This window comes from Streptomyces sp. NPDC101160, assembly GCF_044768205.1.
Lineage (GTDB): Bacteria > Actinomycetota > Actinomycetes > Streptomycetales > Streptomycetaceae > Streptomyces.
The window spans coordinates 228,032-243,832 of sequence record NZ_JBIWPJ010000010.1 but is presented as its reverse complement, the minus strand read 5'-3'; the positions used below and the strand labels follow the sequence as shown (position 1 = coordinate 243,832).

General features: G+C 70.5%; 10 protein-coding genes. 6 read left to right on the top strand and 4 right to left on the bottom strand.

Going from position 1 to position 15,801, the window contains the following annotated elements; translation table 11 throughout:
- The first annotated feature begins 63 nt into the window (after window positions 1-63).
- A complete protein-coding gene (locus ACIRSU_RS30865) occupies window positions 64-3,879 on the top strand; it encodes a GH92 family glycosyl hydrolase (RefSeq protein WP_403799065.1) in 3,816 nt (1,271 codons plus the stop codon).
- 70 nt (window positions 3,880-3,949) lie between these two features.
- Here ACIRSU_RS30865 and acnA read toward each other — a convergent pair whose 3' ends face one another.
- Together acnA and ACIRSU_RS30855 are read right to left on the bottom strand one after the other, a co-directional pair.
- Window positions 3,950-6,685, bottom strand: coding sequence for an aconitate hydratase AcnA (gene acnA, locus ACIRSU_RS30860; protein ID WP_403799063.1), 2,736 nt, complete (start codon window positions 6,683-6,685; stop codon window positions 3,950-3,952).
- A gap of 168 nt (window positions 6,686-6,853) precedes the next feature.
- Entirely contained in the window at window positions 6,854-7,591 is a 738-nt protein-coding gene (locus ACIRSU_RS30855) for an alpha/beta fold hydrolase (protein WP_403799061.1), read from the bottom strand.
- Between the two features lie 71 nt (window positions 7,592-7,662).
- Here ACIRSU_RS30855 and ACIRSU_RS30850 point away from each other — a divergent pair, with 71 nt between their 5' ends.
- From ACIRSU_RS30850 to ACIRSU_RS30840, 3 genes are all read left to right on the top strand, one after another.
- On the top strand, window positions 7,663-8,229 hold the full coding sequence (locus ACIRSU_RS30850) for a sigma-70 family RNA polymerase sigma factor (protein WP_403799058.1): 567 nt from the start codon (window positions 7,663-7,665) through the stop codon (window positions 8,227-8,229).
- A gap of 166 nt (window positions 8,230-8,395) precedes the next feature.
- Window positions 8,396-8,752, top strand: a complete 357-nt coding sequence (locus tag ACIRSU_RS30845) for a VOC family protein (RefSeq protein ID WP_403799056.1) — start codon at window positions 8,396-8,398, stop codon at window positions 8,750-8,752.
- A gap of 50 nt (window positions 8,753-8,802) precedes the next feature.
- Window positions 8,803-10,332, top strand: a complete 1,530-nt coding sequence (locus tag ACIRSU_RS30840) for a helix-turn-helix domain-containing protein (protein ID WP_403799054.1) — start codon at window positions 8,803-8,805, stop codon at window positions 10,330-10,332.
- A gap of 111 nt (window positions 10,333-10,443) precedes the next feature.
- On the opposite strand, the gene ACIRSU_RS30835 is transcribed toward ACIRSU_RS30840, so the two are convergent.
- Complete coding sequence (locus tag ACIRSU_RS30835) at window positions 10,444-11,667, bottom strand: McrC family protein (protein WP_403799051.1); 1,224 nt, start codon at window positions 11,665-11,667, stop codon at window positions 10,444-10,446.
- Window positions 11,664-13,517, bottom strand: coding sequence for a DUF4357 domain-containing protein (locus tag ACIRSU_RS30830; protein WP_403799048.1), 1,854 nt, complete (start codon window positions 13,515-13,517; stop codon window positions 11,664-11,666). Before ACIRSU_RS30830 ends, ACIRSU_RS30835 begins: the two co-directional genes overlap by 4 nt.
- A gap of 187 nt (window positions 13,518-13,704) precedes the next feature.
- On the opposite strand from ACIRSU_RS30830, the gene ACIRSU_RS30825 reads away from it, so the two are divergent.
- Together ACIRSU_RS30825 and ACIRSU_RS30820 are read left to right on the top strand one after the other, a co-directional pair.
- Window positions 13,705-14,394: a hypothetical protein gene (locus tag ACIRSU_RS30825; RefSeq protein WP_403799046.1), complete on the top strand. Its 690-nt coding sequence runs from the start codon at window positions 13,705-13,707 to the stop codon at window positions 14,392-14,394.
- Window positions 14,395-14,501: 107 nt separating this feature from the next.
- A complete protein-coding gene (locus ACIRSU_RS30820; RefSeq protein ID WP_403799043.1) occupies window positions 14,502-15,791 on the top strand; it encodes a protein kinase in 1,290 nt (429 codons plus the stop codon).
- The last annotated feature ends 10 nt before the right edge of the window (window positions 15,792-15,801 follow it).

The following is a 15,801-nucleotide window of genomic DNA, read 5'->3' as shown; positions in this document are numbered from 1 at the left end:
GGGATCTTGCGCGGTGAGATTGACAACGTTGTCTACAACCAGCGGCAGGAGTGGCGACACGGCATGCACCTCCCTCTCAGAGCACTCTCGCTCGCGGCGTCGGCCGCACTGGTCCTGAGCCTCACCCCCGCGGTGGCTCAGGCACTTCCTGGCGGATCGGATGATTCAGCCGACACCACCCGGGAGTTCAGCACCTCCTTCGAACCGGACGAAGTCCAGCCGACCTGGCGCAACACCGTCGAAGTCGGCCCTGACGGGCAGAAGCGCGCATCCGGCGTCGACGGCGGATTCGTCACCGGAATCCCGGGCAATGTCACCGACCGGGTGACGGCCGTGCGCGCCAGCGGCGAGAACGCCGGCGCCGGTGAGGTGAAGGAGAACCTGGTCGACCTCCAACCCGGCACCAAGTGGCTGGTGTTCGAGCCGACCGCCTGGCTGGAGTTCGACCTCGACCAGCCGGTGAAGCTTGCGACGTACGCGCTGACCTCGGCCAACGACGCCGCCGAGCGCGATCCCCGCGACTGGACCCTCAAGGGCTCGGTGGACGGCAGGGAGTGGACGGTCCTCGACACGCGGTCGGGCGAGAGCTTCGCCAAGCGCTTCGAGACGAAGTCGTACGACATCCCGGGCGCGGCCGGCGGCGCGGGCACGGCGTACGCCCACTACCGCCTGGAGATCACCAGGAACGCGGGCGCGGGCCTCACCCAGCTCGCCGACGTCCAGTTCTCGAACGGCGACACCTCCCAGCCCGTGCCGGAGGAGATGCGCAGCGCCGTCGACCGCGGCCCCAGCGGCTCCCCCACCGCGAAGGCGGGCGCGGGCTTCACGGGGAAGCGCGCGCTGCGCTACGCGGGCACCCACAAGGGCGACGGCCGGGCGTACTCGTACAACAAGGTCTTCGACGTCGACACCCGGATCGTCCGCAACACCGAGCTGTCCTACGAGATCTTCCCGTCGATGTCGGCCTCCGACGCCGACCTGAACTACCCGGCCACGAACGTGTCCGTGGACCTCGTCTTCACCGACGGCACCTATCTGAGCGAGCTGGGTGCGCGGGACTCGTACGGCGGGCTGCTCACCCCGCAGGGCCAGGGCGCGGCCAAGCGGCTCTACGTCAACCAGTGGAACCGGGTGAGCGCCCGGATCGGGGACGTCGCCAACGGCAAGACGGTGGACCGGATCCTGGTGGCGTACGACTCCCCCAAGGGCCCGGGGAAGTTCCAGGGCTGGCTGGACGACCTGTCGATCGCGCCGAGGACTCCGCAGCAGCCGTACGACCGCCTCTCCGAGTACGCCTCGACCGTCCGCGGCACCAACTCCTCCGGCTCCTTCTCGCGCGGCAACACCTTCCCGGCCACGGCCGTGCCGCACGGCTTCAACTTCTGGACGCCGGTCACGAACGCGGCGATGCAGAGCTGGATCTACGAGTACGCGCGCGGCAACAACGCGGACAACCTGCCGGCCCTCCAGGCGCTGGCCGTCAGCCACCAGCCGAGCCCGTGGATGGGCGACCGGCAGACCTTCCAGGTGATGCCGTCGGCCGCCGCCGGCACCCCGCCGACCGACCGGGGCGCCCGCGCGCTGCCGTTCCGGCACGCCGACGAGACGGCGAAGCCGTACCTCTACGGCGTCACCTTCCAGAACGGTCTGAAGGCGGAGGTCGCCCCGGCGGACCACGCGGCCGTCATGCGCTTCACCTATCCCGGTGCGGACGCGAGCGTCGTCCTCGACAACGTCACCGACCAGGGCGGGCTCACCCTCGACCCGGAGACCCGCTCCTTCACCGCCTACTCGGACGTGAAGAGCGGTCTGTCGACGGGCGCGGGCCGGATGTTCGTCTACGGCGTCTTCGACGCGCCGGTCACGGACTCCGCGGCGCAGGGCGTGAAGGGGCATCTGCGGTTCGACGCGGGCGCGGACCGCACGGTGACGCTGCGGATCGCGACCTCGCTGATCTCCGTCGACCAGGCGAGGGCCAACCTCGCCGACGAGATCCCGGAGGGCACGTCCTTCGACACCGTCCGCGAGCGCGCCCAGGACGCCTGGGACGAGGTGCTCGGCCGGGTCACCGTGGACGGCGCGAGCCACGACCAGCTGGTCACCCTCTACTCCAGCCTCTACCGGCTCTACCTCTACCCCAACTCCGCCTTCGAGAAGGTCGGTTCGGCCTACCGGTACGCCAGCCCCTTCACTCCCCCGGCCGGGCCCGACACCCCGACCCGGACCGGTGCGAAGGTCGTCGAGGGCAGGCCGTACGTCAACAACGGCTTCTGGGACACCTACCGCACCACCTGGCCCGCCTACGCGCTCCTCACCCCGAAGAAGGCGGGTGAGCTGGTCGACGGCTTCGTGCAGCAGTACAAGGACGGCGGCTGGATCTCCCGCTGGTCCTCGCCCGGCTACGCGGACCTGATGACCGGCACGTCCTCCGACGTGGCCTTCGCCGACGCGTACGTGAAGGGCGTCGACTTCGACGCGGAGGCGGCGTACGAGGCGGCCCTGAAGAACGCGACCGTCGTCTCGCCGAGCCGGGGCACGGGCCGCAAGGGCATGGCCACCTCGCCCTTCACCGGCTACGCCTCGACCGACACCGACGAGGGCCTGTCCTGGTCCCTGGAGGGCTATCTCAACGACTACGGCATCGGACGGATGGGCCAGGCGCTCTACGCGAAGTCCGGCAAGAAGCGGTACGCGGAGGAGTCCGCGTACTTCCTCGACCGGGCCCGCAAGTACGTCACGCTCTTCGACGCGAAGGCCGGCTTCTTCCAGGGCCGGGACGCGAGCGGCGCCTGGCGGGTGCCCTCGGAGTCGTACGACCCGCGGATCTGGGGCTACGACTACACGGAGACCAACGGCTGGGGCTACGCCTTCACCGCCCCGCAGGACTCCCGGGGCCTGGCCAACCTGTACGGCGGGCGCGCGGGCCTCGCGCGGAAGCTGGACACGTACTTCTCGACGCCGGAGACGGCGAGCCCGGACGTGGCCGGCTCGTACGGCAGCGTCATCCACGAGATGACGGAGGCCCGGGACGTGCGGATGGGCATGTACGGGCACTCCAACCAGGTCGCGCACCACGTGCCGTACATGTACGACGCGGCCGGGCAGCCGTGGAAGACGGCGGAGAAGGTCCGCGAGGTGCTCTCCCGGCTCTACACGGGCAGCGAGATCGGCCAGGGCTACCACGGCGACGAGGACAACGGCGAGCAGTCGGCCTGGTTCCTCTTCTCCTCGCTCGGCTTCTATCCGCTGGTGATGGGCAGCGGGGAGTACGCGATCGGCTCGCCGCTCTTCACGAAGGCGACCGTGCGGATGGACAACGGCCGCACCTTGGTCGTGGAGGCGCCGCGGAACAGCGCGGAGAACATCTACGTCCAGGGCGTGAGGCTGAACGGCGTGGCGTGGAGGTCGACGGCGCTGCCGCACGACCTGCTCGCGAAGGGCGGCACCCTGAAGTTCGACATGGGCCCGAAGCCCTCGGCCTGGGGCACGGGCGCCTCGGCGGGCCCGGTGTCGATCACCAAGGACGACAGGGTGCCGGCGCCGCGGACGGATCTGGTCAAGGGCGCGGGCCCGCTGTTCGACGACACCTCGGCGACGTCGGGCCCGGTGGCGGGCGCGGTCGAGCTGCCGGTCACCGCTCCCGGCAAGGCGGTCCAGTACACGCTGACCTCGTCGGCGGACCGGGCGAAGGCACCGGCGGGCTGGGTGCTCCAGGGCTCGGCGGACGGCGTGACGTGGACGGACCTGGACCGGCGGTCGGGCGAGTCCTTCGCGTGGGACCGGCAGACCCGGGTGTTCACGGTGGCGGCGCCGGGCTCGTACGCCAGGTACCGGCTCGTCGCCACCGGCGAACTGGCGGAGGTGGAACTGCTGGGCTGAGGTCCGTACATGAGGAAGGGCCCTCTCCCCGAGCGGGGAGAGGGCCCTTGCCGTACCGATCCTTTGGCTGTTAGCCGCGGATCAGGTTGCGCAGCACGTACTGCATGATGCCGCCGTTGCGGTAGTAGTCCGCCTCACCGGGGGTGTCGATGCGGACGACCGCGTCGAACTCGACACCGGTGTCGGTGGTGACCTTGACCGTGCTGGGGGTCGTGCCCTCGTTCAGCTCGGTGATGCCGGTGATGGAGAAGGTCTCCTCGCCGGTCAGGCCGAGCGAGTCGGCCGACTGGCCGGCCGGGAACTGGAGCGGGAGGACGCCCATGCCGATGAGGTTCGAGCGGTGGATGCGCTCGTACGACTCGGTGATGACGGCCTTGACGCCGAGGAGGGCCGTGCCCTTGGCCGCCCAGTCGCGGGACGAGCCGGAGCCGTACTCCTTGCCGCCCAGGATGACCAGCGGGATGCCGGCGGCCTGGTAGTTCTGCGAGGCGTCGTAGATGAAGCTCACCGGGCCGTCGGCCTGGGTGAAGTCGCGGGTGTAGCCGCCCTCGGTGCCCGGCGCGATCTGGTTGCGCAGGCGGATGTTGGCGAAGGTGCCGCGGATCATGACCTCGTGGTTGCCTCGGCGCGAGCCGTAGGAGTTGAAGTCACGACGCTCCACACCGTGCTCGGTGAGGTACTTGCCGGCCGGGGTGTCGGCCTTGATGGCACCGGCCGGGGAGATGTGGTCGGTGGTGACCGAGTCGCCGAGCTTCGCGAGCACGCGGGCGCCCTCGATGTCGGTGACCGGGGTGGTCTCCATCGTCATGCCCTCGAAGTACGGGGGCTTGCGGACGTAGGTCGACTCGGGGTCCCACTCGAAGGTGTTGCCGGTCGGGATCGACAGCGCCTGCCACTGGGCGTCGCCGGCGAAGACGTCCTGGTAGGACTTGGAGAACATGTCCTCGCCGATGGCGTTGGCGACGACGTCGTTGACCTCGGCCTCCGACGGCCAGATGTCCTTGAGGAAGACCGGGTTGCCCTCGGTGTCGACACCCAGCGCGTCCTTGGTGATGTCCACCTTCATGGAGCCCGCGATGGCGTACGCGACGACCAGCGGCGGGGAGGCCAGGTAGTTCATCTTGACGTCGGGGTTGATGCGGCCCTCGAAGTTCCGGTTGCCGGAGAGGACCGAGGTGACCGCGAGGTCGTGCTCGTTGACGGCCTTGGAGACCTCCTCCGGCAGCGGGCCGGAGTTGCCGATGCAGGTGGTGCAGCCGTAGCCGACGAGGTTGAAGCCGACCTTGTCGAGGTACGGGGTCAGACCCGCCTTGTCGAAGTAGTCGGTGACGACCTTCGAGCCCGGGGCGAGGGTGGTCTTGACCCACGGCTTGCGGGTCAGGCCCTTCTCCACGGCCTTCTTCGCGACGAGCGCGGCGGCGACCATGACGTACGGGTTCGACGTGTTGGTGCAGGAGGTGATGGCCGCGACCGTCACCGCACCGTGGTCGAGCGTGTAGGTCGTGCCGTCGGGGGCGGTCACCTGGACCGGGTTCGACGGGGCGCCACCGTTCGGGTGGTTGGCCGGGGCGTCGGAGGCCGGGAAGGACTCCAGCTCGGCCTCGTCGGCGGAGGTGACGTAGTTGAGGACGTCGGTCTTGAACTGCTCGGCGGCGTTCGCGAGGACGATGCGGTCCTGCGGGCGCTTCGGGCCGGCGATCGACGGGACGACCGTGGAGAGGTCGAGCTCCAGCTTCTCGGAGAAGTCCGGCTCGGCCTTCGGGTCCAGCCAGAGGCCCTGCTCCTTGGCGTACGCCTCGACGAGCGCGACCTGCTGCTCGGAGCGGCCGGTGAGCTTGAGGTAGTTCAGGGTCTCGTCGTCGATCGGGAAGACCGCGGCGGTGGAGCCGAACTCCGGCGACATGTTGCCGATGGTGGCGCGGTTCGCGAGGGAGGTGGCGGCGACGCCCTCACCGTAGAACTCGACGAACTTGCCGACGACACCGTGCTTGCGCAGCATCTCGGTGATGGTCAGCACCAGGTCGGTGGCGGTGGTGCCGGTGGGCAGCTCGCCGGTCAGCTTGAAGCCGACGACGCGCGGGATGAGCATGGAGACCGGCTGGCCGAGCATGGCGGCCTCGGCCTCGATGCCGCCGACGCCCCAGCCGAGCACACCGAGGCCGTTGACCATGGTGGTGTGGGAGTCGGTGCCGACGAGGGTGTCGGGGTACGCCTGGCCGTTGCGGACCATGACCGTACGGGCCAGGTGCTCGATGTTCACCTGGTGGACGATGCCGGTGCCCGGCGGGACGACCTTGAAGTCGTCGAACGCGGTCTGGCCCCAGCGCAGGAACTGGTAGCGCTCCTTGTTGCGGCCGTACTCCAGCTCCACGTTCTCCGCGAAGGCGGAGTTCGTGCCGAACTTGTCGGCGATGACGGAGTGATCGATGACCATCTCGGCCGGGGAGAGCGGGTTGATCTTCGCCGGGTCGCCGCCGAGCGCCGCGACGGCCTCGCGCATGGTGGCGAGGTCGACGACACAGGGGACACCGGTGAAGTCCTGCATGATCACGCGCGCCGGCGTGAACTGGATCTCCTGGCTCGGCTGGGCCTGGGAGTCCCAGTTGCCGAGCGCCCGGATGTGGTCGGCGGTGATGTTCGCGCCGTCCTCGGTGCGGAGCAGGTTCTCCAGGAGGACCTTCAGGCTGTAAGGGAGGCGCGCGGAGCCCTCGACCTTGTCCAGCTTGAAGATCTCGTACGACTCGTCGCCCACGCGCAGCGTGCTGCGGGCGTCGAAGCTGTTCGCCGACACGACAGTCTCCTTCATATATGTGCGCGTTCCACCGCATCCTGCCGCCACGCCACGTCGCCAATCCGCTAAGGTAAGGCTAAGTTAGGTAACCCTTACCGCCAGACTGATGTCGGCGTACGGCAGCGGTGCGCCTCGGCAGATATCTCGATGTCGAGATAACTCTAGTACATCACCGGCGGTCGGTCATGCCCGGCAGGGCCCGAGAAACCCGGCCAGCGTCGCCACGAACCGGGCGGGGTCGTCCAGCCACGGATAGTGCCCGGCACCCGGCTGTACACGGAATGTGGCGTCCGGCACGAGCCCGGCGCACTCCTCGACCGCGCTCGGCGGGCTGTTCACGTCGAACTCGCCCGCGAGCAGCAGGACGGGCGCCGAGAGCGCACGGAGTCCGGCGCGAGTGGCGGCAGGGGTGTCCGCGTCATCGGCGGCGGGGACCGCCCCCGCCGCGACACTCGCCGCGTGGTGGCGACGCGCGGCGGCGTCCCAGCGGCCGTACCGGAAGGGCGCGACGGCCTCCCAGTCGGCACCCGTACCCGCGTTGATGGCCTCGAGGGCGGCGAAGGCAGCCGGGAACCACGGCTCGGCCGCGCGGCGGCGGGCGAGGGCGAGCCGGGTCCCGGCACTGATGTCGATGCCGACGGCACGGGTGCTCGGGGCGACGAGGGCGAGCCGTTCGACACGGCGCGGGTGACGGGCGGCGTACCGGACGGCGGCGTTGGCGCCGGCGGAGTGGCCGAGCAGGGCGATGCGGTCGAGCCCGAGGCGGATACGGAGGGTCTCGATGTCGTCGGGGGTCGCGGGCCGCGCGGGGCGGCGTTCGGGGAAGACGAGGGTGCGGTGGGCGGAGAGGCCGCCGAGGTCGCCGAGGTAGGCGGGGTCGCCGGCGCCGCCGGGAACGCAGAGGAGAGGTTCGGGTTGCATAACCACGTTATATAACCCAGCTATGACGCTGTCGAGACCTGCCGAGCGCGCGGTATAACTGGGTTGTGGACATGACCGAGGAGCAGGCCGAGGAGCTGTTCGCCGGGATGAACGAGGTCATCCGGGCGGGCGAGGAGATGCGCCGCCTGCGCGCCGAGATGATCCAGCAGTTCGCCGCCGCCGGCTGGACCCAGGACCGGCTCGCGCGGCTCGCCGGGATGAGCCAGCCGGCCGTCTCGAAGCAGCTGACGAGGCCCCGGGCCGGGGAGGCGGCGGACGTCTCGCTCGACCAGCACGACACGCCGTGGCTCGAAGGGCGCCTGTGGGGTCTCGCCGAGGAGATCGCCGGCACGCTGGGCGGGGCCGCGGCATGCGCACGCCTCACGCACGCGCTGGCCCTGGGCCGGAAGCGGTTCACACCGCAGAACGTGGACGCGCTGCGACGCCTCGTCGAGGAGGACCTGCGCACACACCGGGCCGAACTCGCACCACGACACCAGGAGACGTACGACCGGGTCGCCCGCGCCCTCGACACCATGCCCCCGCCGGCGCGGGAGGCCGGGGGCGGGCCCGGGGGGCCGGCGGCACGCCGGACGCTGGCGCGGCAGGTGCAGCGGGTACGCCTGCAAGGGCGCTGACCTTCGCGTCACCGCGCCGGGTCGGGGTGACTGCAGCGCACCCGCGCCCGGTCGCGGTGACCGCCGCTCACGCGCACCCCCCTACGATTTCCGGCCCATTGCCGTCGTACCCCCGTACGGTCGCGGCGCGATTGCCGCGAAGCGGACACCGGCGGACGATTGACCCATGTTCAGCGGCGCGCATGTGATCCTCTACACCCCGGACGCGGAAGCGGACCGCGCGTTCCTCAAGGACGTCATCGGCTTCGACCACGTGGACGCGGGGCGCGGTTGGCTCATCTTCCGGCTGCCGCCGGCCGAGTTCGCGGTGCACCCGACCGAGGGGGCGCCGAAGAACGAGATCTATCTGATGTGCGACGACATCGCGCAGACGCTCGCCACACTCGAGGACCGCGGGGCGGAGGTCTCACGGCCCGTCAACGACCAGGGCTGGGGCCTGGTGTCGGCGGTGCGGCTGCCGAGCGGTACCGAACTGCCCCTGTATGAACCCCGTCACCCCATTGCGCATAGTCCGTCACCCTGATGGCCTACCCCACCGCGAGCGTCATCTCATATCTGAGATAACGTGACGCCATGGCAGACGACTACCTCGTACGCATCGGCAAGCTCATCCGTGACGCCCGCCAGCACCGCGGCTGGACCCAGACCCAGCTGGCCGACGCACTCGGCACCAGCCAGAGCGCCGTCAACCGGATCGAGCGCGGCAACCAGAACATCAGCCTTGAGATGATCGCCCGAATCGGTGAGGCTCTCGACAGCGAGATCGTCTCCCTGGGTTACGCGGGCCCCATGCACCTGCGGGTCGTGGGCCGCCGCCGGCTCTCCGGCGCCATCGACGTCAAGACGAGCAAGAACGCCTGTGTCGCGCTGCTGTGCGCCTCCCTCCTCAACAAGGGCCGCACGGTGCTGCGCCGGGTGGCCCGCATCGAGGAGGTCTTCCGGCTCCTGGAGGTCCTCAACTCCATCGGCGTCCGCACCCGCTGGATCAACGAGGGCGTCGACCTGGAGATCGTGCCGCCGGCCGAGCTGGAGATGGAGGCGATCGACGCGGAGGCGGCCATCCGCACCCGCTCCATCATCATGTTCCTCGGGCCGCTGCTGCACCGCCTGGACCGCTTCAAGCTGCCGTACGCCGGCGGCTGCGACCTCGGTACCCGCACGATCGAGCCGCACATGATCGCGCTGCGCCGCTTCGGCCTCGACATCACGGCCACCGAGGGCCTGTACCACGCCCAGGTCGAGCCGAACGTCGCCCCCGACCGCCCGATCGTGCTGACCGAGCGCGGCGACACCGTGACCGAGAACGCCCTGCTGGCCGCCGCCCGCCACGACGGCGTCACCGTCATCCGCAACGCCTCCTCCAACTACATGGTCCAGGACCTGTGCTTCTTCCTGGAGGCGCTCGGCGTACGGGTCGACGGCATCGGCACCACCACGCTCACCGTGCACGGCGTGCCGCAGATCGACGTCGACGTCGACTACTCCCCCTCCGAGGACCCGGTCGAGGCGATGAGCCTGCTGGCCGCGGCGGTCGTCACCGAGTCGGAGCTGACGATCCGCCGGGTCCCGATCGAGTTCATGGAGATCGAGCTCGCGGTCCTGGAGGAGATGGGCCTCGACCACGACCGCTCGGCCGAGTACCCCGCCGACAACGGCCGCACCCGCCTGGTCGACCTGACGGTCCGCCCCTCCAAACTGGAGGCGCCGATCGACAAGATCCACCCGATGCCCTTCCCGGGCCTCAACATCGACAACGTCCCCTTCTTCGCGGCCATCGCGGCCACGGCCCAGGGCAAGACCCTGATCCACGACTGGGTCTACGACAACCGCGCCATCTACCTCACCGACCTCAACCGCCTCGGCGGCCGCCTCCAGCTCCTCGACCCCCACCGCGTCCTCGTCGAGGGCCCCACCCGCTGGCGCGCCGCCGAAATGATCTGCCCCCCGGCCCTCCGCCCGGCCGTGGTCGTGCTCCTCGCGATGATGGCGGCCGAGGGCACCTCGGTGCTGCGCAACGTGTACGTCATCAACCGGGGTTACGAGGACCTGGCGGAGCGCCTGAACTCGGTGGGCGCACAGATCGAGATCTTCCGGGACATCTGACCCCTTGGAGAACACCGCTTCCGCCCCCTCCTCATCGGAATTCGTGCCGGTCAGGAGGGGGCGGTTGGCGTCTGCGGGACCTCGCTCGCATCACGCGTCATCGGAATCGCTTCACAGTGGCTGCCCCATCGGAGCAGAACTGATCATGCGCCGAGCCAGCGCGTCGATCTCGGCAAGCAACCCAGAAGGCCGCTGGTCCAGATCGATGGCGTGCTGGTGGAGGACGGTGCCAGCGTGTCGGACGTGGTGGCTGGTGTGCGGCGCGTTGCCCATCGCGTACACCAGGTGCCCCTCCGGCAGCCCCAGGGCAGTGCAGTAGGCCAGCATTTGGTACAGGTCCTCATTCGGAAAGCCGGGCTTTCTGCGGGCCTTGTACTTGGCGTCCGCGACGATCAGTGGGGTGCCGGACTCTCCGTACCAGACGAAATCGGGTCGCAGGCGGATCGCATCCCCTTCGTCCATGTGGATGTTCCGGGCCTGGAAGACACTTCTGCCACCGTAGGGGCGCATGGCCTCCCGTAGTGCCGTACAGATGAAGTCCTCGTAGATGCCATTCATGTCGAACAGGAATCCGTTCATGCGCAGCTGCCCGGGCAGGTGCTCGGCCGACCACCCCCTCAGCACCGTTTCGGAGAGGTGGAGCGCCGGGTGATAGCGGGTGTTGAGCCGCGTCGGATGCCAGCCGAGTGGTGTCTGCCCCCGGGTGAGCGGTGTGATGTCCACCAGCCGGGACCGCTGGTGCATCAGGCGCGTACGTACGGTCCGGGGGACACCGGGGAGGCGCAGAAGCCGGTCGACAGCCGCGCGGAGGAGGCGGTTCTCGGTGATGTCCGTGGTGAATTCGTCGTACGTCACCTCCGCGGGCACGGGCATTCCGAACCGGCGGCGGATCTGTTCGGACTCGCGGAGCCGGCCGCGTACGACAGGGGACGACTCCTCGGCCGTCCGGTAGCCCTGGAGCAGGCCCTGCCGCAGTGCGCGGTCGATCTGGCGCTCGACGGCGTGCGCGAACGCCGGGAGGAGGTCGTTGTGCGCGGCCAGGTCCACGGTGCCGTCCCTCCAGCCCGGGGGGTCGCTGCTGTAGCCGAGCAGGAAGAGCAGGCGGGCGATCGGCACCTTGGGAGTGATCCGCACCGTGACGCCTTCGCCGCCCGGGACGGTCAGCGTGACGGCGCCGACCTTGCTGCCGGCGCGCAGCCGCCAGGCGCCCGGCTCGTACGGGTCCGGACCGGCCTCTTCCAGGATCCTGGAGGCGGCCAGTGCGCGGCCCACGGCGTCGGGGAGCCGGACCGAACGCGCGGGTCCGTGTTCGACGAGCGGAACGTCGGAGGTCACTGCGCGTCGGTCCCGTCGCCCGGTTCGGGCGAGGTGGTGCGTGACGCGAGCGCCCTGCGGAGTGCCGGCAGGCCGTAGCGGCCCTCGATGTCCACGCCTTCGCCATAGTGGTGCTCCTCCAGAAGCGGGAGGATCTTGGTCCGCCAGGTCCGTTCCAGTCCGCCCTCGCGGTAGACGCCGGGCTTCATCAGGTACGACGGTCCGACCTTGAAGTCGGGGTCGTCGATACGGGCGTTGAGGGCGTCGAGCAGGTCCGCGGGTTCGGCGTCCTTCTCCTCGGCCTCCAGCCAGGAACGCAGCAGCCCTCGGGTGGGGTCGATGCGCGGGGACAGCTCGACGAACGCGAAGCGTCGGCGCATCGCCGCGTCGACGAGGGCGATCGAGCGGTCGGCCGTGTTCATGGTGCCGATGACGAAGAGGTTGGGGGGCAGGAAGAAGTCCTCGTCCGAGTAGGTCAGCCGCACCGACAGGTCCCGGTATTCGAGGAGGAAGTACAGCTCGCCGAAGACCTTGGCGAGGTTGGCCCGGTTGATCTCGTCGATGACCAGGAAATGCGGGATGTGCCGGTTGCCCTCCCTACGGGCCAGTTCGGCGAACTCGCGCAGGGGGCCGGCCGTGAGCCGGAAGGCGACCTCGCGCGTGCCGGGGTCCTCGCGGGGGCGGAAGCCCTCGAAGAAGTCCTCGTAGGAGTACGACGGGTGGAACTGGACCAGTTCGACCTGTTCCGGTCCGCCGCCGAAGAACGCGGCGAGCTTCTGCGCGAGGAAGGTCTTTCCCGTCCCGGGAGGGCCGTAGAAGATCAGCTGCTTCTCGTCGTGGAGCAGTTGCCTGATCTCCTGCAGCCATTCGAGGTGGTGCACGTGCAGCTCCTTCCGCAGCTCCTCGGTGGGCTCGGGCAGCTCCACGTCGCGGCGGGCGGTGACGGCCAGGGGCTCGGCGCTGATCCCGGTGCCGTCGGCCAGGGCCTCCTCCACCAGCTCCTCGTCGCTGACCCCGAGGCCGTCGACGACGGCCTTGACGGTCGTGAGGTCGACCACGTCGTGGCGCGACGAGAGCTTCTGACGCAGGTCCTGCGGAAGCTCGTTCAGAGGAAAGCCGTCGCCTCCCCACTCCACGGGGCGCCAGAGGACGCGGCTTCCGTCGTCGGCGACGAGGTGCTCGACGTTGCCGGTGATCTTCCCGGTGTGGAGCCGGCCGTCGGCGAGTGCGCACACCGTGTCGCCCGGCCGCATCCTGGAGAGGAAGGCGTGCAGCTCCTCGACGAGCTGCGGCTTCTCGGTGTACGTCGCCGTCGACCCGTAGTCCTCGTCGACGAAGGTGCGCAGCTGTTCCTTGCTGATGCCCTGGGTGGCGGCGGGGCGCAGGTGGGCGGCGGTCAGGGACACCCTGCCTTCGGGGAGCCACGCGCGCCGGAACAGGTCGGGGCCGGCAGAGTGCGGCCCCCGCACCAGCCAGGCGCGGCTGGGACCCGACCACACCTGGTCGAGGAAGTCGGCGAGCGGCCGGCCGTCCTCGGTCTTCCACTCCATCCACCCGTTGCTGCTGCGGCCCACGAGGATGTCCGCCGCCGCGGAGGGCGAGTTGCACTCCACGTCCTCGACCACTTCGAGCCAGCCCGGCCACGTGGAGGTTTCGCGTATCACCCCGTCCGCGATCAGCCGTTCGCGCAGCCGGTACGAGGAAGGCGCCTTCTCCGGGAACGACGGGACGACGTCGGGTCGCGCCGGTGAGCCCGCGAGCACCACCATCTTCTGGCTGCCGTTGGTCCCGCTCTCGGTGAGCAGCCGGCCTCTGGCCGTGGGCCCGCCGTACGGAAGGCGCAGCTGGAACTCCGGGTACGAATCGAGCATCGGTGTCCTTGGGTCAGAGGGTACGGCCGGGTGCATTGTGGGGCGCTCGTGATCCACTTCGGCATCGCTTCGCGTATTTCCGGCCAACTCCGACGCCTCGGCCGGCACAGATCCGGCCGCGCGTTGCCGTGCACGGCGGCCGACGTCCATGATCGGGAGCGGAGCACCGGCACGGCGAGGGGGAACGGTGGGCACCGGAACGACGAGCGGACCGACCAGGCAGCGGCACACCGAGGACCTGCTGGCGGCGGTGTCCATGACGTCCGCGCAGCTCGCCCAGGCGGTCGGCCGGTTCGACGGTGACACCCCGGCCATGGTGACGGCTGCCATCCGCACGGCGGAACGCGCCTTCGAGGAGCTCGACGCCTGCTACGAGGTCATCGACGACGCGTCGGCCACGGGCCAGGCGATCGCCGCCCGGCTGAGCGCCCTGCTCGCGGCGGAGGACGAGCCGGGTGTCGGCCTGGAGCTGGACGCCCTGGACGCGGTCTCCGCTCGCGTCCGTGGCACGGACCGCGCCCGGGAGCTGCTGCACCGTGTCCTCGGACGGGAGGAGGCGGCCGAGCGCGCCCTGCCGGCCGTGCGCCGTCTCACCGGGGCGGACCTGCCCGCTCTCCCTTCCGCGTACGCGGACGACGCGGGTTTCGACGACCTGATGGCCATGGCCGCCCGCGAGGAGGAGCTGGTGCCACGGCTGCGCGCGGCGCACGCCGAGCGCCTGCGCGAGGTGGCCGCGCACCTCGTCCACGTGGTGGAGCAGGTCGCGGCCGTGGGTTTCGCCGACGAGGCCTTCGCCCGGGAATCGGCGCACGAGGCACGCCGGGCCCACGAACTGTGGGTTCGGTGCCTCGCGGAACGCAGGCGCGACTTCGGATAGCCGGCTATCTCCGCGCCCGTACAGCACCGGCCTCCGGCCGGATACCGTGTGCGGTGCGACCGGACATGTCAGCTCCGTCCTCACGCTCACGAGCAGAAAGGCCCCTCGTGCACATCGCTCCCCTCAGCCCGCATGACCCCGTCGAGCTGGGCGGCTACGAGCTGCTCGGCCGCATCGGGCACGGTGGCATGGGGCAGGTGTACCTGGGCGAGTCACCCGGTGGGGAGCCAGCCGCCGTCAAGGTGATCAAGCCGTCGGTCGTGGACTCCGAGACCCGGCAGCGCTTCGCCCAGGAAGTGGAGATCCTCAAGACGATCTGGGGTGCGCGGATCGCGGCGCTGCTCGACGCCGACGCGGAGGCCGATCCGCCGTGGCTGGCCACCGAGTACATCGAGGGCCCCGACCTGAGCCGGCACGTGGCCCTGCACGGCCCGCTGCCCTCGCTGCTCGCCGCCTCCCTCGGGGCGACGCTCGCCGAAGCGCTCGCCACGGTGCACAAGCAGGGTCTGCTGCACCGTGACCTCAAGCCCGCGAACGTGCTGCTCGGCCCCAACGGGCCGAAGGTCATCGACTTCGGCCTCGCGGTGTTCGCCGAGTCGAGCGTGTCCCTGACCGCGCCCAACGCCGTGGTCGGCACCCCGGCCTGCATGGCGCCCGAACAGGCGCGGGGCGACCGGCCGCTGTCCCCCGCGGTCGACGTGCACGCGCTCGGCGCCGTGATGCTGTTCGCCGTCTCCGGTCACCTCCCGTACCAGGCCGCGAACATCCACGTCCTCTTCCACCAGGTCACGGACCCGGAGACGGATCCCGACCTGTCAGGGGTCCCCGACGAGCTGGTGCCCCTGCTGACGGGGATGCTCGCGCACCGGGCCGAGGACCGGCCGGCGCTGAGCGACGTCGTCCAGCAGTGCCGGGCGGTCATCGAGGCGCAGGGTTTCAAGGTCGCCCAGGCACGGCGCCGGCTCACGACGCACACGGCGGCTCCCCCGCATCCGCTGGACAGCCTACCGCCGACGGTCGCCCTCCCGCTGCCGCCCACCGTCCCGGCGGCCCCGGCGGTTCCCGAGACGAACACGTCGCCGACGACAGGGCCGACCGTGGTGCTCTCCCCGGACGCCACCCCGCCGGCCGTCCCCGCGCCTGACGCCGACGAGCAGGTCGCCCCCGAGCCGACCCCTACGCTCGTCGACCGTCCCGCGCCGCGGTCCGGAACCGCCGCGCCCTCGTCCGCGCCCGCCGCTCCGCAACCCGCCACGGGCGCGGACAGCCCGTCGTCCACGCCGCCGACCACTCCCCGCGCTCCCCGCGGCCGGCCCGGGCAGCGGCTCCATTCCGCCCAGGCCCGGATCACCGCACAGCGGCTCCGCGAGGTGTACGCGGCCCAGGCGGCGTTCTGACACCGGCGGG